At 28.4% G+C, this 16,210-nt stretch carries 29 protein-coding genes; 11 read left to right on the top strand and 18 right to left on the bottom strand.

The window, feature by feature from the left end:
• The first annotated feature begins 46 nt into the window (after positions 1-46).
• The 3 genes from EV02_RS00140 (at position 47) to EV02_RS00145 (ending at position 1,069) form a co-directional block, all read left to right on the top strand.
• A complete protein-coding gene (locus EV02_RS00140) occupies positions 47-565 on the top strand; it encodes a DUF411 domain-containing protein (RefSeq protein ID WP_032520402.1) in 519 nt (172 codons plus the stop codon).
• Positions 566-670: 105 nt separating this feature from the next.
• The gene (locus EV02_RS0109015; RefSeq protein WP_032520554.1) at positions 671-808 is read left to right on the top strand and encodes a DUF3721 domain-containing protein; all 138 of its coding nucleotides are present in this window, start codon (positions 671-673) and stop codon (positions 806-808) included.
• The gene (locus tag EV02_RS00145) at positions 809-1,069 is read left to right on the top strand and encodes a hypothetical protein (RefSeq protein WP_032520401.1); all 261 of its coding nucleotides are present in this window, start codon (positions 809-811) and stop codon (positions 1,067-1,069) included.
• Between the two features lie 28 nt (positions 1,070-1,097).
• Here EV02_RS00145 and EV02_RS00150 read toward each other — a convergent pair whose 3' ends face one another.
• From EV02_RS00150 to psbF, 11 genes are all read right to left on the bottom strand, one after another.
• Positions 1,098-1,295 carry a DUF2839 family protein gene (locus tag EV02_RS00150; RefSeq protein ID WP_025933764.1) on the bottom strand — a complete coding sequence of 66 codons (198 nt, stop codon included), beginning with the start codon at positions 1,293-1,295 and terminating at the stop codon, positions 1,098-1,100.
• A gap of 106 nt (positions 1,296-1,401) precedes the next feature.
• Positions 1,402-1,548, bottom strand: coding sequence for a hypothetical protein (locus EV02_RS09685; RefSeq protein ID WP_187146050.1), 147 nt, complete (start codon positions 1,546-1,548; stop codon positions 1,402-1,404).
• Between the two features lie 155 nt (positions 1,549-1,703).
• The gene (locus EV02_RS00155) at positions 1,704-1,994 is read right to left on the bottom strand and encodes a hypothetical protein (protein ID WP_032520400.1); all 291 of its coding nucleotides are present in this window, start codon (positions 1,992-1,994) and stop codon (positions 1,704-1,706) included.
• A gap of 188 nt (positions 1,995-2,182) precedes the next feature.
• Positions 2,183-2,353 (bottom strand): hypothetical protein, encoded by a 171-nt coding sequence (locus EV02_RS09680; protein WP_193742658.1) that lies wholly within the window; start codon positions 2,351-2,353, stop codon positions 2,183-2,185.
• Positions 2,354-3,178: 825 nt separating this feature from the next.
• The gene (locus EV02_RS09865) at positions 3,179-3,313 is read right to left on the bottom strand and encodes a hypothetical protein (RefSeq protein WP_275040703.1); all 135 of its coding nucleotides are present in this window, start codon (positions 3,311-3,313) and stop codon (positions 3,179-3,181) included.
• A gap of 180 nt (positions 3,314-3,493) precedes the next feature.
• Positions 3,494-3,736: a DUF2839 domain-containing protein gene (locus tag EV02_RS00160; RefSeq protein WP_080724876.1), complete on the bottom strand. Its 243-nt coding sequence runs from the start codon at positions 3,734-3,736 to the stop codon at positions 3,494-3,496.
• Positions 3,712-3,942, bottom strand: coding sequence for a hypothetical protein (locus tag EV02_RS00165; RefSeq protein WP_032520398.1), 231 nt, complete (start codon positions 3,940-3,942; stop codon positions 3,712-3,714). The genes EV02_RS00160 and EV02_RS00165 overlap by 25 nt, the downstream gene beginning before the upstream one ends.
• Entirely contained in the window at positions 3,939-4,214 is a 276-nt protein-coding gene (locus EV02_RS00170; protein ID WP_032520397.1) for a DUF3764 family protein, read from the bottom strand. The genes EV02_RS00165 and EV02_RS00170 overlap by 4 nt, the downstream gene beginning before the upstream one ends.
• A gap of 197 nt (positions 4,215-4,411) precedes the next feature.
• Positions 4,412-4,825 carry a hypothetical protein gene (locus EV02_RS00175; RefSeq protein WP_032520396.1) on the bottom strand — a complete coding sequence of 138 codons (414 nt, stop codon included), beginning with the start codon at positions 4,823-4,825 and terminating at the stop codon, positions 4,412-4,414.
• A gap of 612 nt (positions 4,826-5,437) precedes the next feature.
• A complete protein-coding gene (locus EV02_RS00180) occupies positions 5,438-5,623 on the bottom strand; it encodes a hypothetical protein (RefSeq protein WP_032520395.1) in 186 nt (61 codons plus the stop codon).
• A gap of 12 nt (positions 5,624-5,635) precedes the next feature.
• Entirely contained in the window at positions 5,636-5,932 is a 297-nt protein-coding gene (psbF, locus tag EV02_RS00185; RefSeq protein WP_032520394.1) for a cytochrome b559 subunit beta, long form, read from the bottom strand.
• A 225-nt stretch (positions 5,933-6,157) separates the two neighbouring features.
• On the opposite strand from psbF, the gene EV02_RS00190 reads away from it, so the two are divergent.
• Together EV02_RS00190 and EV02_RS00195 are read left to right on the top strand one after the other, a co-directional pair.
• On the top strand, positions 6,158-6,523 hold the full coding sequence (locus EV02_RS00190; protein WP_032520393.1) for a hypothetical protein: 366 nt from the start codon (positions 6,158-6,160) through the stop codon (positions 6,521-6,523).
• A 467-nt stretch (positions 6,524-6,990) separates the two neighbouring features.
• Entirely contained in the window at positions 6,991-7,188 is a 198-nt protein-coding gene (locus tag EV02_RS00195) for a hypothetical protein (RefSeq protein ID WP_032520392.1), read from the top strand.
• 273 nt (positions 7,189-7,461) lie between these two features.
• Here EV02_RS00195 and EV02_RS00200 read toward each other — a convergent pair whose 3' ends face one another.
• The 3 genes from EV02_RS00200 to EV02_RS0109005 form a co-directional block, all read right to left on the bottom strand.
• On the bottom strand, positions 7,462-7,818 hold the full coding sequence (locus EV02_RS00200) for a hypothetical protein (protein ID WP_032520390.1): 357 nt from the start codon (positions 7,816-7,818) through the stop codon (positions 7,462-7,464).
• A gap of 80 nt (positions 7,819-7,898) precedes the next feature.
• Complete coding sequence (locus tag EV02_RS00205) at positions 7,899-8,198, bottom strand: hypothetical protein (RefSeq protein ID WP_032520389.1); 300 nt, start codon at positions 8,196-8,198, stop codon at positions 7,899-7,901.
• Between the two features lie 15 nt (positions 8,199-8,213).
• Positions 8,214-8,495 carry a DUF3764 family protein gene (locus tag EV02_RS0109005; RefSeq protein WP_032520388.1) on the bottom strand — a complete coding sequence of 94 codons (282 nt, stop codon included), beginning with the start codon at positions 8,493-8,495 and terminating at the stop codon, positions 8,214-8,216.
• Positions 8,496-8,701: 206 nt separating this feature from the next.
• Here EV02_RS0109005 and EV02_RS00210 point away from each other — a divergent pair, with 206 nt between their 5' ends.
• Complete coding sequence (locus EV02_RS00210; protein WP_032520386.1) at positions 8,702-10,405, top strand: protein adenylyltransferase SelO family protein; 1,704 nt, start codon at positions 8,702-8,704, stop codon at positions 10,403-10,405.
• Positions 10,406-10,451: 46 nt separating this feature from the next.
• Here EV02_RS00210 and EV02_RS09675 read toward each other — a convergent pair whose 3' ends face one another.
• Positions 10,452-10,613, bottom strand: a complete 162-nt coding sequence (locus EV02_RS09675; protein ID WP_193742657.1) for a hypothetical protein — start codon at positions 10,611-10,613, stop codon at positions 10,452-10,454.
• A gap of 73 nt (positions 10,614-10,686) precedes the next feature.
• Positions 10,687-10,869 (bottom strand): hypothetical protein, encoded by a 183-nt coding sequence (locus tag EV02_RS00215; protein WP_032520552.1) that lies wholly within the window; start codon positions 10,867-10,869, stop codon positions 10,687-10,689.
• A gap of 150 nt (positions 10,870-11,019) precedes the next feature.
• Here EV02_RS00215 and EV02_RS00220 point away from each other — a divergent pair, with 150 nt between their 5' ends.
• The 3 genes from EV02_RS00220 (at position 11,020) to EV02_RS00230 (ending at position 13,715) form a co-directional block, all read left to right on the top strand.
• The gene (locus EV02_RS00220) at positions 11,020-11,289 is read left to right on the top strand and encodes a DUF1651 domain-containing protein (RefSeq protein WP_032520385.1); all 270 of its coding nucleotides are present in this window, start codon (positions 11,020-11,022) and stop codon (positions 11,287-11,289) included.
• A gap of 163 nt (positions 11,290-11,452) precedes the next feature.
• Complete coding sequence (locus EV02_RS00225; protein ID WP_032520384.1) at positions 11,453-12,976, top strand: ferredoxin--nitrite reductase; 1,524 nt, start codon at positions 11,453-11,455, stop codon at positions 12,974-12,976.
• Between the two features lie 10 nt (positions 12,977-12,986).
• Positions 12,987-13,715 (top strand): hypothetical protein, encoded by a 729-nt coding sequence (locus EV02_RS00230; RefSeq protein ID WP_032520383.1) that lies wholly within the window; start codon positions 12,987-12,989, stop codon positions 13,713-13,715.
• Between the two features lie 9 nt (positions 13,716-13,724).
• Here EV02_RS00230 and moaB read toward each other — a convergent pair whose 3' ends face one another.
• Positions 13,725-14,219, bottom strand: a complete 495-nt coding sequence (gene moaB, locus EV02_RS00235) for a molybdenum cofactor biosynthesis protein B (protein WP_032520382.1) — start codon at positions 14,217-14,219, stop codon at positions 13,725-13,727.
• A 35-nt stretch (positions 14,220-14,254) separates the two neighbouring features.
• Here moaB and EV02_RS00240 point away from each other — a divergent pair, with 35 nt between their 5' ends.
• Both EV02_RS00240 and EV02_RS0109000 read left to right on the top strand, forming a co-directional pair.
• Positions 14,255-14,506: a MoaD/ThiS family protein gene (locus EV02_RS00240; RefSeq protein WP_032520381.1), complete on the top strand. Its 252-nt coding sequence runs from the start codon at positions 14,255-14,257 to the stop codon at positions 14,504-14,506.
• Positions 14,499-14,951: a molybdenum cofactor biosynthesis protein MoaE gene (locus tag EV02_RS0109000; RefSeq protein ID WP_052043500.1), complete on the top strand. Its 453-nt coding sequence runs from the start codon at positions 14,499-14,501 to the stop codon at positions 14,949-14,951. Before EV02_RS00240 ends, EV02_RS0109000 begins: the two co-directional genes overlap by 8 nt.
• Here the strand turns inward: EV02_RS0109000 and EV02_RS00245 are convergent.
• A complete protein-coding gene (locus EV02_RS00245; RefSeq protein WP_032520380.1) occupies positions 14,946-16,208 on the bottom strand; it encodes a molybdopterin molybdotransferase MoeA in 1,263 nt (420 codons plus the stop codon). The two genes, EV02_RS0109000 and EV02_RS00245, sit on opposite strands and share 6 nt — an antisense overlap.
• Positions 16,209-16,210: the final 2 nt, after the last annotated feature.

The following is a 16,210-nucleotide window of genomic DNA, read 5'->3' as shown; positions in this document are numbered from 1 at the left end:
TCATTTATGGTTAATTTAAATATTAAATTTAATCGTCGTAATTAGTATGGCACTTAATAAAATATTTATTAAAAGAGGATTTTTAAATTATCTAATTTTTTCTGGAATTCTTTTTACAAATATAATTAATCCATATAAGAGTATTGCTTTAACTCAAGAAAATATAGATATCCCAAAAGTTGTTTCTTACAGATCAGCATCATGTGGTTGTTGCAAAAAATGGATCAATCATTTAAGAGCTAATGGATTAGAAGTTGTTGATAATATAGTTGAGGATGTTTCAGTAATTAAAAACCAATATCAAATTCCCAATAACCTGAGATCATGTCACTCTGCTCAAATAGCTAACTATACGATTGAGGGACATGTCCCGATTGAATCAATAAACAAACTTTTTAGAGAAAAACCAAATATCAATGGGATAGCAGTTCCGGGCATGCCACTTGGCTCTCCAGGTATGGAAATACATTCTCACGACTCTCACTCTCATGATTATGAGAACTACAAAGTAGTTTCATTTAGTAGTACTGGCAAAACAAAAATATTTGATAAAATTTCTCCTTAATACAAATACTTATTTGAAATAATGCATATTTTTCTTAGAAATTATAAATTTTTATTTTTTTTATTTTTCTTATCTCTAAATTTAAATAGTTATTCGCATGCACATATGAGGGGTACATTTCATTCTGAAGAGGAGGCCGAAAATAGATCTTTAGAACTTGGTTGCGAAGGAATACATAAGAATCAAGATAAATGGATGCCATGCAAAAACGAAAAAGAATTACATATCTATTTGAGGAAATAAATGGAAAAATTAAAAACAACTCAAAGAAAAATTCACAGAAAAATAACCGCGATTTCAGCAATCCCCTTACTAATTACTATTGTATCTGGGACTATTTATAGTATTCTTCAACCATTAGGAGTAGATGCTTTTTGGTTAATAAAATGGCATACGGGTAATTTTGGCATTATTAATATGCAACCTTTTTACTCGATATTTCTTGGTATATCTTCAATAATCTCAATAATATCTGGCGTTAAACTATTACAAAAAAAATCTTAGATATATTCTAAGCCAAGCCAAAATCAAACTAATTAATACTATTTGCGCCTCCACTTACTAAGAAAATTATCGCTCCCAGTGCCATTGTTGCTACACCCATGTAAGGGTATTTCTTAATTCTTGATTTAGTAATTGGAAGCCATGAAAAGTACCTATCAGATTTATTTAATTCATTTTTTTGTCTAGGTGGCAATCCTAATTCTTCTCTTCTTTTAGCTTCGCCCATAATCTTAAATTTGTATATGTATCAATATTAAAAATTATGTTCTACACCTGCGAGTTAACTTTTTTCAAAACAGAGGTCCTTTATAGATAAACAAATTATTTAAAATTTATTTTGCCTTCTTTAAATATAGATTTTTTGTATTTGCCTGATCTGATGTAAATAACAAAATCAAGATAGTTCCAACTAGAAATGAAAAAATCATTGTCAAACCAACAACTTCAACCATTTCACTAGGCAGATAATTTAGAAACATTAATGAATAGATCTCTTATCTTAAACTTAGCAATTGTATTTTTTATGTAAAGTAAGTATTCCTCCTTAAATTTCGAAAAGAACTTTCTGAGACTTTTTAATCTTTAATTATTTTTATTTGCGGGATAAATCTAGTTCTAGCCGATCACAATTTTCTTACTTAGCTATTCCTATTTTCTTAAGCAATTTCAGATAAGGCAAGGCCCAATTACCAAAGGTAAAAGAGATTGTCGTATTTTTTGTAGTTGGTAATAATGTTTTAGAACGTGTAGAGGCTAATTTTGAAAATATCTTAATAGTCTCTTCTTCTAGATTATCTATATACAATTTTTTTTGAACCCCTTTATCTTTCTTTTGGGGCAAATAATTTTCTATAAACCATAAAACTTGATCTAAATTTGATTTATTGGGTGAGGTTTTAATTTGTTTATTTTTCTTTTTAAACATATTTATTTACCTCTTAATTACTGAATTAAATTTGCCATTTATATAAATTTAATCAATAGTAAAAGCATCAAAATTATGTAATTTTTAATAATCCATAATCTAAAAAATAAATAAATAATTACGTTAATTTTATAAATAAAAAGAGAGGGATTAAACCCCCTCTTAATTGATCAGTTTCAAAAAAGAATCTAATTTTTTGAATCTTCCAATTTGATTTCTTTTTGTGTTTTCCTGATTCTTTCTTCAAAGACGGATCTTCTGTATTGGGTAATTTCTCCACTTTTAGTTGCCAAAAGTTGGGCTTCATGTAGCCTATTGGCTCTTTTAATTTTTTCTCTTATTTGTAAGAGGTTATTCATAGTCTTTTGCAGTTAATGAGAATCCCGTTCCCTACTCCCATATCATGCGTCCAGAGAAATAAACTTGGATGAACGTTAATGAACGATAACATCTTCAAAAAAATTCCGCGAGAGTAATTTTTACTAATTTTTCACAAAAAAATTTGCATAAATTGTATAAATAAGCTTTTAATAATACGCAAATTAAGATAAGAAAATTGTTTGCGACCCATCATTATTATGATGAATCATTATTTTTTTATTTGGGAATATATCTGATAATATTCTTTTCAAATTTGAATTATCTGAAGGAATAATATTACTCATATTTTTTGAATTAATTTTCCAATTTTCATCTAAAATAGTTCTTTATCATCACCTTTTTTATACTCCAGTGATCTCTTATTTAGAATCTTAAGTAGCAGTTCTGAATCATAATCTTCAAATTCTTCAGGGCTATCTTTTAAATTTTCAATCATTATTTAGAAATCTAATGTTTCTAAATCTTGCATTAGAAATTTGAAGAATACAAGGTATTAATTACCTAAAAATTTCTCTCAGGATAAAAAAATCCGAGTTCTATTATAATAATTTTTTTTAGAAAATTTAATTCCAAAATAGCCAAAGAATTCTATTTAAAAAGATTAATTAATCATTTACACCATTTATTTACTTGTTAAGTTGCAATTAAGGGATTTAGAAAAGATGCCAAGAGTAATTAACAAAAAAATTAGACTTTTAAGATGGTTAAACTCAGGCATGATACTACCATTTATCATTATGGCAGCATCCTCATCAATCATTCTTTATGGTGTTTTATTTATCCTAATAAAATAGTTTTCTAACTTAAGCAGCTAAGTTTTCCTCAGATTTAGACATTATCATTGCAGCTTTTTTTAATAAACTAACTACTTCTTTTCTTCCAACTGCATTATCAGCTTGACGCATTAATTCAGCATATTTTTTATTTATTTTTTTCATAAATATTTTTAATTTAATCTAAAATTACTGCACCTCAAGATGGTGTCAATCGTAAATAATTATCATCTATTATTTTTCATAATTCATTACACATTTATTTTTGATAATTTAATATCCTTAAAAATTTTTTTTATAATGGTTACAAAGAGTCTTCAATATCAAAATTCACAACCCTATCAATTAAGCAATATTAAAGGATTTAAAAACATAAAATAAACCTCCGATTAGGATCACTACGGCGACTCCATAAAAAAGAAAAGGTATTATTGGATATTTATATAGTGTGGACCTAACTTTTTGCTGTATGGCTTTTTTATCGAGTTGAGGAAACTTTATGTCTTCATTTTTTTCTCTAGGCGGAATACCTAAATTTTTTCTTCTCTTTGCCTCTCCCATAATTAATACAGAGGTATTCCCATACATTTTAAATAATTGTTATCAGCTAAATCTAAAATTTGATTCCATTCTTCATGAGATGTTTCCAAATGATTTTTAAAATCTTTTTCAAATTTAAGAATACATCTTTTTTCTATATTTTCTGGAGAATTATAATTTCTTAAAAATGTAATACACAAATAAGATAATGATGAAAAAATTATAATTATTTTAGCAATTCTAAACTGATTCATATCCAAGATGACTCTTCCATGCTTGAGAAATCAACTTTGTGACTTTTTATCCATTCACTATTTGCTTGAACAAACTTTTGAATATTTCCTTCAGGAGCCTGCTTTATACAAATAACTTTTTTAGGATCATCTTTACTGAATCCTCTAAATAGTGGCTTAATATCAAATTCAGAATGTCTTAGATCTGCTTCTTTACTATCAAAAATTTTTACCCATTCTTCAAATGTACTTTCAATTTTAAAAGAAATTACTTTTGTTATTTGCCTAGACATAAAGAATGAACTACTTTTTCTATATTAAGAGGTATGTCAAGCATTCTCAATTATTGAAACTATCTAATTTTAAATAGAAATAATTCTAATATAAACAATTTCATCTTAATCTTTTAAGTAATTATAAATAGAACTTTAGAAGAAAAATAATATAATTTTAGTTATTCTAAAAATTAAATAATAGATTTTAGAAATAATTAATTAAAAGGTGTAGTGTTATTCGTAGGAGCTATTAATAATATTTCAAAAACTATCCCAGTTAGGGCAATTGGTAAAACCCAAATACCAATAAATCTATGATCAAAAAATCTCAAATGATCTTCACCCTTAAAAACATTCCTCAAAGCAGTAAATAGTGTTTCTGGTTGCTTATATGATGGACCATTTTCAGAGGGAGAATATGGTTTAACAAAAGCGGATGAGGAAGAAAACTTTGCAAACTTTCTAATGAAATAAATTGGTAAAACCCATATAGCAACAAATCTACCTCCTAACCATTGCCTAGCATTAGGAAGGGCATACTCCTTTATAGATTTATTCTCTGGCATCCCAGATTCTAAATCTCTATAAATATTTTCTAAAGTACCTTTTTTATTTAATTCATTAATCATTAAATTCTCCTATTAATGAGATAAATTCTCTAAAATTTAAATATTTAATAAAAATATTCCTAACTACTAAAATAACTAAAACGTAGTTAGGAATATTTTTTTGGCTAGGTTCATAAAGACGGATTGTAAACCGTTGCAGATGCGCCAAATATCTACATATTCTTTATAAATAAAAAACTATTTTTTTAAAAGTAAATAATATACAAAGGCATAGATATTTTTTTAATTGAAAGAGTTTATTTTTGATACTGACCTCTAACCTAATATTATTTTCTATTCTAAAAATATTTAAACCTCATTTTCTAAGATTGCGAAAAAGAAAATGAGGTTAAAGGAAGGTTCTCATTACAAACCGTACTTATCAAAGCTAACGGCTAGTAGATTGCCCTAATATCTACTTCTATATTTATATAATAGTTTTCTTAATTTAGAAAGATTAATTTTATACAAATAAATGTTTTATATTTTATGTAATTTTATTTAGGAAAAGCTAATTAAGGCACTTACTATTCTTATTGAAAGATGAAAAAAAGCGTAAAGAGAAACTGCAAAAAATAAATACTGTTCTATTGGAATCATGACAATTTAGTAAATAAAATAAATGAATTTAATTTAATTTTTTGTTAAAAAGATATTTTGCAAAATATAACTTTGCTCTGCTGATTGATTTTTTAAAGTCATTTTTTTTGACAAAATATCATGAGACAATTTAAAAGCACCCCATTTTCTGAGCCAAAATAAGGTATAGAAAAAGGCAATTACGAAGGGGGCTCCAACAATAAAGAATCTTATATCCATCAAAGTACCTAATTAATAAGATTTGAACTGCATTGCCAAAATTGCTCCTAGAAAGAAAACAGTTGGGATTCCTAAAGCGTTTACAGCTGCAGTTCTTACTGTAAATACAGGATAACCTTCTGCTGGTCTGCCTGTATCAGGAACTAGTGCAGAATCTTCCCAAACTTGAAAGTTTTTGAAAGGAGCAACTCCCTTCTTAGGTAGTCCAAGTGGTGTCAATCTAAATACATCCCATCTACCTAACCAAAAAACTGTAAATATCCATGAAAATACTATTGGTGTAATAACAAGTAAAACTCTAAAATCCATTTCTATAAAGTAATAATAAATTTGGTAATTATTTTGACCTTTTAAAATTAATAATTGATTAAATCATTAACTTATATTTATACAAAAACACTTAATAACATTATTTTTAATCATTAATCACAACCAATTATGATTAATTGATTTTTTTTAAGTATATTTTTTAAATAAAAATATTTGAATATTTAGTTTGATGTAGATTTAATTTAATTAAAAAATTAAAAAAATATGGAAAATTTTAGATTTTTACTTTTTGGAATAGCAGGTGTAAGCCTTCTTTTTTGGTTTGCAGTAATAACATTGTGGCATACTTATATGTTCCCAAAATTCTTTAATGAAGATAAAGGTTTAAATTCAGTTATCAATCAAGAATTGAATATTTCAACCGAACCCATTTTAGGCAGCTTGGTTAAAAGTAATAATTTCAAAAGTAGGGATAAATATTCAATGAAAAATTTAGTTGTGGCAGATTTTTCATCAAGCAATAATTTCACATTAAATAAACTCTATACAACAGTAATGATTGGAGTAACATTTGCAAGTTTTATATTTCTCACTTATGGATTAAGTAGTTCTATTACATCGATTAGTTAGTTAAATGGATTCTATATATGTAATTGTTTTCTTAATTTGCTTTCTTTATTTTATTTTCGACTCTTTAAAAAATACATTTATCAAATAAATTACTAATGCTTTTCACCCTTCAACAAAATTTTTCTCCTTATATAAAAGAAAACTAATGTAGTTATTATCATCACCGGGGGATGAAATGAGATTGAATTAAGATATTCATAATAACTAAAGTTTTCCAAATTCTTAAAAACAAACTCTTAAAACTATATCTTTTTTCCCAATCTCAAATTGATATAAATAAATCATTCTCGTGTATAAATTGTTTATTTAATTTATATATTTATTTAAAGTTTTTAGTAAATAAAGATTTTTAAATAGGATGATAATCTAATCCTTCTCTTAAAAGAACTCAAAGTAAGTAAAAACCAATAAGTAAATAATTCTGTATGTGGGTTTATAATTTTTAATCTATTATTTACAATGATAAAATGATTAGTTCTATTAATTTAAAAGATTTGCCTATTCAGGATTTGGCTATCGCAGGGCTAATAATATTTATTATGTCGACAATTATTGCCAATATTTATGACCCATTATTAGGAATAAGTTATGCATTTGGTAATATACTTACTCTTACTTTTTTGAGCTGGTTATACAAAGAGACATGGAGTGATCCAAGGAAATAAATCTAATTAAGACAAAAGATAAATAAGAAACTACTTCTGTATTTTTAGTTTTGATGAATACTTTAAATTAACAATGTAAGTTGCAACAAGAGAAAGTATCAAAAAAAATAATAAGCTTTCCAAGGTAGATTGGGGCATAACCATGAGTAGTACTAAAAATGATATATCTTTAAAGAAACGAATTCTGAAAAAAAAATCAACCCTTTCATTATTTATATTTTCAAAATTATAAATTTGAATTGTCTTATAAAAACTCTTAGTTTTATATTGATTTTAATTTGAAAAATATTTTTCTGCCCTTCTAAAGGCTTTTATTGCTCCTTTATAATCAAGAATTTTTAATTTTTTCTTACTTTTTTGTTCAAGCATTTTTACTATTTGATTTCTCTTTATTTCATCAATTTTCAGCTTATGATCGAATATAAGATCAAATTTTGAGGAATACAATCTAGATAATTCTTCTCTATATTTTTCAATAATTTTTTCATTACAAGATTTGGATTTCAATATTGCATTAGCCTCCATTCTGTCATCTATTGCACCTTTAAAATTTCCTAGTTTAAATTTCGTTTCACTTGATCTGGTTAGCTTAATAATATTTCCCAATATCAATTCAGTAGAATCTTTCATTTATTTAACTGACCCTAGATTAATGCTATCAGAATAAAGAAAAAACAACTTATTTTTTTAATACTCAAATAATTAAATAATTATCCAATAACAAGTCCTTTTTCAAGAAGTAAATCGAAAACCTCAACACTTTTCGTTTTCCCAAATTTGGGGGGCTTGTGTAAATCTAATATTTCAGCAAGGCACATTATCCAGTAAGTATCTTTTTTTAAATTAAGACCTTCGCAAATATGGGAGGGAGCCGAATTAAAACAACCAAATTGTGTTGATATATTAATGTTCATTATTTGAGTTTCAAGTTCAAGACTTAAAAGTTCTATTTCTTGATCAGAAAGGGATGTCCCAAAAGAATATGATTCAATTAAAAGTTGATAATTCATAAAAGATTTATTTTCTCAAGAAATCCAACGAGATATTTTTGTACCCTTATAAATATGGCCTGAAGCTTCAACAATAGGTTTTGTTTCAGGATTCATAAAAATATCATATAGAACATTTTCTGGTCCTTGAAAAATTACAGTTGCCCTTTGAGGATCATCTAATGATTTACCAATATAAAATGTTTTAACTCCCATTTCTTTAAACATAGACTGTTGTTCCTCAGCATTCATATGAGATTCATATTGTTCAAACGTATTACTTATTTGAAAATCAAGAATAGTCGTTTCAATAGTCATAGTAGAAATAAGATGTTTTTTAGATTTTAAATCTTTTTCCTAAAAATGTTTTACTGCAGACTTTTTTTGGCAAATATTAATTTTTCATTTCTATCTAATCTCAAAATTATAGCCAAAAAGCCATCCCTAATAAAATCTATATAAGATACAATTAGGTGTTTAATTTAAAGAAATTAGAACGCCTATAAGAATAAATAACAAATTTGATGCCAACAAAATCTGATTCATCAAAAGGAAAGCTTACAGAAAATTTTTATGAATTTTCTCAACTATCTGACTATTCTTTTATGAATTCTCTTAAAGCAGATCCTCAATCAACAGAAGATGGAAATGATCATAAGCCGCGTTCAGTATATTCAGGTCATTACGTACCAGTTGTTCCAACTGCTATTCCAGAACCAGAATATATTTCCCATAGCGACAAACTTTTTAAAGAACTAAGACTAAGCTCAGATCTTACTAAAGACAAGAATTTTTGTCGTTTTTTCTCAGGTGATATTTCTGTTGCTAATTATCCAATGAGACCTTTTGGTTGGGCAACAGGTTATGCATTATCAATTTACGGGACTGAATATACCCAACAATGTCCCTTTGGTACTGGTAATGGTTATGGAGATGGCAGAGCAATTTCTGTTTTTGAAGGTTTATTCAATGGTAAAAGAATGGAAATGCAACTTAAAGGAGGAGGTACAACTCCCTACTGTCGTGGAGGAGATGGTAGAGCTGTCTTAAGGTCTAGCGTTCGAGAATTTCTTGCACAGGAATTAATGGATTCCTTGGGAATCCCTACCACAAGATCTTTAACACTTTTTGTCTCACGTTCAGAAATAGTTAGAAGACCGTGGTATTCCAAAGGGTCCAGATATTTTGAACCTGACATCATGATTGATAATCAAGCGGCAATAACTACGAGAGTCGCTCCATCATTTTTACGTGTAGGCCAGATTGAACTTTTTGCAAGACGCGTTCGTAACAATGCGCATGATAAGGCCCTCAATGAACTAAAGATGATAGTTCAACATCTTATTGATAGAAATTATAAAAATGAAATTGAATATGAGATTTCAATTGAAAGTAAGGTAATAAAACTGGCTTCTTTATACAGATCAAGACTTATATCACTTATAGCCAACTGGATGCGGGTTGGTTATTGCCAGGGTAACTTCAATAGTGATAATTGTGCTGCTGGAGGTTATACCTTGGATTATGGACCCTTTGGATTCTGTGAATTATTTGATCCAAGATTTCAACCTTGGACAGGTGGAGGTGAACATTTCTCATTTTTTAACCAACCCTCTGCTGGGGCAATCAACTTTAAAACATTTTGTTCTTCTCTTAGTCCGTTACTTTCAGAAAGCACTCAAGATCAAGAAGAGTTAGAACAAATCGAAAAGGATTTTTCAGAATTTATGAACAAAGAATTGAAGAAAATGTGGGCAAACAAGCTTGGTTTAGAACATTACAGCGAAACTTTAATAAATGAATTTTTTAATCTTATGGTCATTTCAAAAGCAGACTATACAATTTTGTTCCGTAAACTCTCTGAAATACCTGATAACTTAGATTCTTTAAAAAACAGTTTCTATTTTCCAATTAATGATGAGCTCAATAATAGGTGGGAAGTATGGCTTGAAAACTGGCGATCAATCTTGAATAAAGAGGGGAATATCAAAGCGAAATCGGCTTCAATGAAATCCCTTAATCCAGTCTATACTTGGCGCGAATGGATGGTCGTTCACGCATATGATGATGCTGAAAAAGGAAATTATAAAAAAATAAAAGAGTTACAAGATGTCTTTAGCAATCCATATTTAGAACAACCCTCTGAAATAGATCAAAAATATAATCGACTAAAGCCAAGCAAGTATTTTAACTATGGAGGCGTATCTCACTACAGCTGTTCTTCATAAAAGTTCAATCCTCCTGCAGACTGAACCACTTTGAGAAAAATCATAGTTATTTTTTATATAATTTTTCTAATTGCTTAATTTCCTCTCTTAGATCCTTACCTCTCTTATTTAATTTATTATTCTTATTAACTATTGGGATAATCCACCAAGCTTGAAGACCTAAAAAGATAAATACTAGAATCAATAATTCAAAAGTTCCAGGCTGCATTTGATAGATAAACCTTCTTTGTAAATACCAATATTCTAAAAGTTATTAAATATTCACGAGATATGCAATATTTCTAGGCTGCTTCTAAATCAATATGAAGTTCAATACCTTTTGATATTATTGATTCTTTAAAGTCAATCAGTTTGCCAATAATTTTTTGCTTTTCTTGTTCGGTTTTATAGACATCCTCTACAACCTCCTGTATCGCAAGTGTTACTTTTTGTAGTTTGATTTCTAAATCTTCCCTGTAATTCATAAGCTCCACAAGATTATCTTTATTTATTAAAAAACAAAATAATTATTAGTAAATAAGTACATTGCCCTAAAATGATTGACAACAAAACATAAAGAATCTAATTTATAGTACAAATGTATTAACGCTCAAATAGTCTTTTAATGTGAAAGCATGAAGCCTAATTACTCATTTGGTTGTAGCACTAGCATGCCAAACGGATGTCTATTAAATCCCGAAGGCAGCAGAATGATCTTTTTCGAAGAATGCAAAAATTCTCCTAAACCTAATTTAAAAATTCATACTCATCTTTTCTACACAAATCATCTTGGAGAACCAGGGGGGTACAAATCCTCTGAAAAACTCAACATTGAGTCAGCCTGGGAAAAGTGGCACGAACTTCACCAAAAAGGTTGGACAGAAGTATCTCATAATTACGGATAAGTGCTCCGGCCAAGAAAAAGCCTTTATGTTTTTATGAGCTTAAGAGTTTCCTAAAATATGGAATTCGGTTTCAAAAATAAATAATCAATATTTATTGACATTTGTATATGAGGAAACATTAAATTGTCTAAAATTTTAGAGAAATAAATGAATAAAAATTAATATGCAATATTATTTAAATGATAAAAAATTAAATAAGATTGAAAAGCAAAAGGCGGAGAAAGATGGTCTGAAAATTTTTGAAGAGTTAGATGATTATGCTCTTAAAGGGTGGGAAGAGATGGATGAAGTAGATTTGCAAATGCGCTTAAAGTGGTATGGCCTTTTTTGGAGACCAAAAACTCCTGGAAGATTTATGATGAGGCTTAGAGTTCCCAATGGAATTTTAAACTCTAATCAGTTGAGAGTAATCGCGTCGATAGTTGCTAGATACGGAGAAGACGGTTCTGCAGATATAACAACTAGGCAAAATATTCAATTAAGGGGGGTTTTGATAAATGATCTACCAGATATTATTAAAAGACTTAGAGAGGTTGATATTACATCCGTTCAGTCTGGAATGGATAATCCAAGAAATGTTACTGGCAATCCACTAGCGGGAATTGATCCTGAAGAAATTATAGATACAAGAAAATATACTTCTGAATTAGAAAATTACTTAACAAATTTTGGTAATGGGAACCCGGAATTCTCGAATTTACCCAGGAAGTGGAATACTGCAGTTGCAGGAGCAAAAGATAATTTTCTTCTACATAATGATCTTATCTTTCATCCTGTTTTTAAAAATGGAATATTAGGCTTTGGTGTCTGGGTAGGAGGAATATTGTCAGCAACTTTGAATGCTTATGCTCTACCTCTAGATGTCTGGGTAGAAGAAAAAGATATTTGCAAAATAACTGGAATTATTTGTTCCCTTTGGCGAGATAATGGAGATAGATTTCTAAGAAATAAAGGAAGATTTAGATATTATTTGAACTCTATAGGTATCGAAAAATTTAGAGAACTTGTAGAAGAAAAATTTGGAACTTTGTCGAACGATCCAGGCTCAATTTTCAACGAAAAACAAAGAAGTTTATTTGGGATTAATAAACAAAAACAAAATAATCTTTACTTTGCTGGATTACATATTCCTGTAGGGAGGTTATGTGTAGAAGACATACAAGAAATTGCAAGACTAAGTGAAAAATATGGACAAAGTGAAGTAAGACTAACCGAAGATCAAAATCTAATTATTGTTGGCCTGAAAGATAATATTTTAGAAGAATTTGGTGATGAAGAAATTATTAATAAATTCAAATTAAATCCATCCCATTTTTCAGCGAGTACAGTTTCATGTACAGGGAGTAGATATTGTAGCTTTGCTCTCGCAAATACCAAAGATATAGCAAGGAATATTTCTGAAAAATTAGATCGAGAACTTGAATTATCAGAGGAGGTTAAAATTCATTGGACAGGTTGTCCAAATAATTGTGGACAAGCTCATATGGGTGGTATTGGCATGACTGGTACAAAGGTAAAAAAAGAGGGAGGTGGAACTGAGGATGGCTATAATGTCAGTATTGGAGGGAGACAAGATCACCTGCAAACCTTAGGCGAAACTGAATTTAAAAAAGTTAGTAAACATGAAATTTATAATTTAATCAAAGAAATTTTAATCAACAAGTTTAATGCAAAGTTAAAAACCTAAAAATATATTAATGAGCAAAAGTGAAACTGAAATATTAGAAGTTTTAAATGGATTAGGTTCAAAAAAATTAGATCTTGATATTCTATTTTCCTACTATTCATTGGAATTATCTTTTGAGATTCGTAAAGTTATTGCGGAAAAGATAGGAATGCAAGAAAGGAAAGGATATTTTTTACTGGAAAAGATGATAAAAAAATTTGGCCTTAAAGTTGAATTTATTGAGGCCCTTAAATTAACAAATGAAAAAAATGCAAAAGATCTTTTACTAAAAAATCTTTATCTTAATAATAAGTTAAATATTCATATAATTAATGCTTTAGAGCCCTGGGGAGGAGAAATCGAACTTACATTAATTAGAGAAATATTCGATATTTGCGAAATAGATTTTTGGATTGCAGGTCTTAATATTCTTCATTTCAAAGCTCATCAATTAACTGATCAAATATTATTATCTTTTATTGATCAAATAAAAATTTACGATGATTTCAAAATCAACTACAAGATAATCTCTATTTTAAAAAGAAGAGAAAGCGAAATAGTTTGCAAATTACTCTATAAATATTCTTTAAATAAAGAATTAGAAATCGCTAAATATGCAATTTTTTCTTTAGGGAGCATTTGGAATGATAATAGTTTTGAACAATTATCAAAATTAGAAAATGAGATAAAAGATCCTTCTCTACTTAAATGCATAAAAAATCAAAAATTGATCTCAAATCAATTTCTAATAAATAAATAAACCAGAGAATTATTTTTTTAACTTATCAATGAGATTTATTAAATTACAAGGTTTTGTATTTTCATTAAGTTGATAAGAAATTATATCTTGCCAACCTGTCATAACAGCATCCTTAGATCCTGGCAAAACGAATAAAAACTTACCATTTGCAGACCCCGCAATACACCTACTTTGTAAAGTACTAGTTCCTATCTTTTTAAATGATAAAAATCTAAAAGTCTCCCCAAAACCATCAATCTCTTTATCCAATAAAGGTCTAATAGCTTCAGGAGTAACGTCCCTGACTGTAATTCCTGTACCACCTGTAGTAATAATCACATCAATATTTGGATCTGAGATCCAATCGCTTGTATATTTTCTAATTAAATAAATATCATCTTTGCAAATTCTCTTATCAACGACATTGTGTCCTGATCTCTCAGCCTCGTGAAGGAGATAATTTCCACTCTCATCATTTTTTGTGTTACGAGTATCAGAAACAGTAAGCAAAGCTATAGAAACCACTTAAAATTAAACTATTAGTTACTAGATCACTATAGATGGAAACTGAAAAATCTAACAAAATTAAGGTGGTTTTATTATCTAGTATCGCTGAAGATCTAGGTTGGAATGAAAAATTTCTTACAATTGAAGGGTCTCAAATGAAGGTTTTTTCTTTATGGAATTTAATTAACTCTAATTTACCGCAAGATAATATTATCGTTTCTATTAATCAAGAAATTACAGATATGGATGCGATGATTAATCCGGATGATGAGGTGGCATTTATGCCAATGTTTACCGGTGGATAATTTAAGAATAAAATTTAAAATCCTAGAAGAGACTTTTAATCCTTATAAAGAATTCGAACTTTGGGAAAAGGTAAATAAAAATTCAGCAAACTCATTTTTTATTGGTAGAGTAAGGCCCTTTGATCAATTTGGAAATGATTTAAAGAAACTAGAAATTGTTCATTATAAAGGAATGACCGAAAATTATATTAAAAAATATTTAATGAAAATTGCTGAAAAAGAGGATGATTTATCTATTTTTCTCTTGCACAGGATAGGTTTCATTTACCCTTACGAGCCTATTATTTTTATAGCAGTAAGTGCTAATCATAGAGGCATTGCTAATAAATATCTCCAAGAAATACTTGAATTTACAAAATACAAAGTTCCTTTTTGGAAAAAAGAATGGACTTTCAAAGGATCCTCATGGGTAAAAAAGAATACTGACTTAGGCTTTGAATTATAAAAAATTATTTTTTAAAAGTTGTGCCCATAATAAATTTCCTTTTTGACAAAAATCAATTTCAGAGGGTATTTCTATTAATAAATCTGAATTAGATATTGAACTAATCTTTGATGAGGATTGTTCTTCAGAAATATCTGCAATTAATTCACCTTCTTCATTAACGATAAGTTTTCCTCTAAGCAATTCAGGTCTCCCTTTTCTTCTTTTCAAATCAGAATTCAGCTTAACCTTAATCCTAAGAGGGAATTCAACATTAGTAATTCCTTCAAGTTTCTGAAGTGCGGGCCAAACAAGTTGAATGAAAGTAATAGCTGCCGAAACGGGATTCCCAGGTAATCCAAAATAAGGAATTTTTTTGTTTATCAATCCAAAAGCAAAGGGTTTTCCTGGCTTTAAAAATAGTTTCCAAAATTTAATCTCTCCTATCTCGTTAATAATATCTTTTAAAAAATCTTTTTTGCCCACTGATATCCCACCAACTGAAATAACCACATCATTAAATTCAGAAATATTTCTAAGAGAATTTTTAATATTTTGATAATTATCTTTTTCTATATGAATTTCATTAATTTCAAATCCAAGATTTTTTGCAATTGATTTTATCAAAATACTATTACTTTCCCATATTTCTCCTTTCTTTCTTGCAGTTCCTGATTTGATAAGTTCATCTCCAGTAATTAGTAAACCTAATTTAGAAATTTTACTAACTTTTATAGTTTTTATCCCACAACTTGCTAATTTACTTAAAATCCCAGGTGTAATCTTTACCCCCTTCTTGATTAATATTTCACCTTTAAATACTTGATCATTTTTTTCTCTAATCCAAGAGTTATTAGATGATGTTTCTTTTTTAACAATATACTCATTTCCGTTTAAAAATTCTAATGAAACTTGTTCTTGAGGTATCACAGAAAAACAATTATCTGGCACAAATGAACCTGTACTAATAGTTAAAGCTTCACCTTTTTTAAGAAGTTCATTAAATGGCTTTCCGGGAAAAGACTCTCCGACAATTTTCCATTTATTCCCTTTAGTTGATTCACCTAACGCATATCCATCCATAACTGATGATCTATAACCTGGCATATCTTCCTCAGATAAGATTTCCTCCATAGAAACTTTTCCAAGTGCTTCTTCTAAATTGATCTCTTCCTTATGTAAAATTTCATTATTCACTATTAAAGTATCCATCTCTTCCAAGATTTTTTTAATAGCATCGTTTAAATGAAGACCCTGATTATTGATATCAATTCCCATTA

Origin of the sequence: Prochlorococcus marinus str. SB, assembly GCF_000760115.1 — a bacterium.
In the GTDB taxonomy this organism is placed as follows: Bacteria; Cyanobacteriota; Cyanobacteriia; order PCC-6307; family Cyanobiaceae; genus Prochlorococcus_A; species Prochlorococcus_A marinus_D.
Note: the sequence above shows the minus strand (reverse complement) of the source record. Positions and strands in the feature narration are given on the sequence as shown.

Bases quoted from the DNA above. Each gene is read 5' to 3' on its own strand.
- EV02_RS09675 (WP_193742657.1), bottom strand. From the start codon at position 10,613: ATGCAGCCTGGAACTTTTGAATTATTGATTCTAGTATTTATCTTTTTA.
- EV02_RS00155 (WP_032520400.1), bottom strand. From the start codon at position 1,994: ATGTTTAAAAAGAAAAATAAACAAATTAAAACCTCACCCAATAAATCA.
- EV02_RS0109005 (WP_032520388.1), bottom strand. From the start codon at position 8,495: ATGACTATTGAAACGACTATTCTTGATTTTCAAATAAGTAATACGTTT.
- EV02_RS00240 (WP_032520381.1), top strand. From the start codon at position 14,255: ATGGAAACTGAAAAATCTAACAAAATTAAGGTGGTTTTATTATCTAGT.
- EV02_RS00220 (WP_032520385.1), top strand. From the start codon at position 11,020: ATGAAGCCTAATTACTCATTTGGTTGTAGCACTAGCATGCCAAACGGA.
- EV02_RS00165 (WP_032520398.1), bottom strand. From the start codon at position 3,942: ATGAATCAGTTTAGAATTGCTAAAATAATTATAATTTTTTCATCATTA.
- EV02_RS00210 (WP_032520386.1), top strand. From the start codon at position 8,702: ATGCCAACAAAATCTGATTCATCAAAAGGAAAGCTTACAGAAAATTTT.
- EV02_RS00225 (WP_032520384.1), top strand. From the start codon at position 11,453: ATGCAATATTATTTAAATGATAAAAAATTAAATAAGATTGAAAAGCAA.
- EV02_RS00145 (WP_032520401.1), top strand. From the start codon at position 809: ATGGAAAAATTAAAAACAACTCAAAGAAAAATTCACAGAAAAATAACC.
- EV02_RS00175 (WP_032520396.1), bottom strand. From the start codon at position 4,825: ATGATTAATGAATTAAATAAAAAAGGTACTTTAGAAAATATTTATAGA.
- EV02_RS0109015 (WP_032520554.1), top strand. From the start codon at position 671: ATGAGGGGTACATTTCATTCTGAAGAGGAGGCCGAAAATAGATCTTTA.
- EV02_RS00215 (WP_032520552.1), bottom strand. From the start codon at position 10,869: ATGAATTACAGGGAAGATTTAGAAATCAAACTACAAAAAGTAACACTT.
- EV02_RS09865 (WP_275040703.1), bottom strand. From the start codon at position 3,313: ATGAAAAAAATAAATAAAAAATATGCTGAATTAATGCGTCAAGCTGAT.
- EV02_RS00230 (WP_032520383.1), top strand. From the start codon at position 12,987: ATGAGCAAAAGTGAAACTGAAATATTAGAAGTTTTAAATGGATTAGGT.
- EV02_RS00140 (WP_032520402.1), top strand. From the start codon at position 47: ATGGCACTTAATAAAATATTTATTAAAAGAGGATTTTTAAATTATCTA.
- EV02_RS09685 (WP_187146050.1), bottom strand. From the start codon at position 1,548: ATGTTTCTAAATTATCTGCCTAGTGAAATGGTTGAAGTTGTTGGTTTG.
- EV02_RS00245 (WP_032520380.1), bottom strand. From the start codon at position 16,208: ATGGGAATTGATATCAATAATCAGGGTCTTCATTTAAACGATGCTATT.
- psbF (WP_032520394.1), bottom strand. From the start codon at position 5,932: ATGGATTTTAGAGTTTTACTTGTTATTACACCAATAGTATTTTCATGG.
- EV02_RS00190 (WP_032520393.1), top strand. From the start codon at position 6,158: ATGGAAAATTTTAGATTTTTACTTTTTGGAATAGCAGGTGTAAGCCTT.
- EV02_RS00150 (WP_025933764.1), bottom strand. From the start codon at position 1,295: ATGGGCGAAGCTAAAAGAAGAGAAGAATTAGGATTGCCACCTAGACAA.
- EV02_RS00195 (WP_032520392.1), top strand. From the start codon at position 6,991: ATGATTAGTTCTATTAATTTAAAAGATTTGCCTATTCAGGATTTGGCT.
- EV02_RS00205 (WP_032520389.1), bottom strand. From the start codon at position 8,198: ATGAATTATCAACTTTTAATTGAATCATATTCTTTTGGGACATCCCTT.
- EV02_RS00160 (WP_080724876.1), bottom strand. From the start codon at position 3,736: ATGTATGGGAATACCTCTGTATTAATTATGGGAGAGGCAAAGAGAAGA.
- EV02_RS00200 (WP_032520390.1), bottom strand. From the start codon at position 7,818: ATGAAAGATTCTACTGAATTGATATTGGGAAATATTATTAAGCTAACC.
- EV02_RS09680 (WP_193742658.1), bottom strand. From the start codon at position 2,353: ATGAATAACCTCTTACAAATAAGAGAAAAAATTAAAAGAGCCAATAGG.
- EV02_RS00180 (WP_032520395.1), bottom strand. From the start codon at position 5,623: ATGGATATAAGATTCTTTATTGTTGGAGCCCCCTTCGTAATTGCCTTT.
- EV02_RS00170 (WP_032520397.1), bottom strand. From the start codon at position 4,214: ATGTCTAGGCAAATAACAAAAGTAATTTCTTTTAAAATTGAAAGTACA.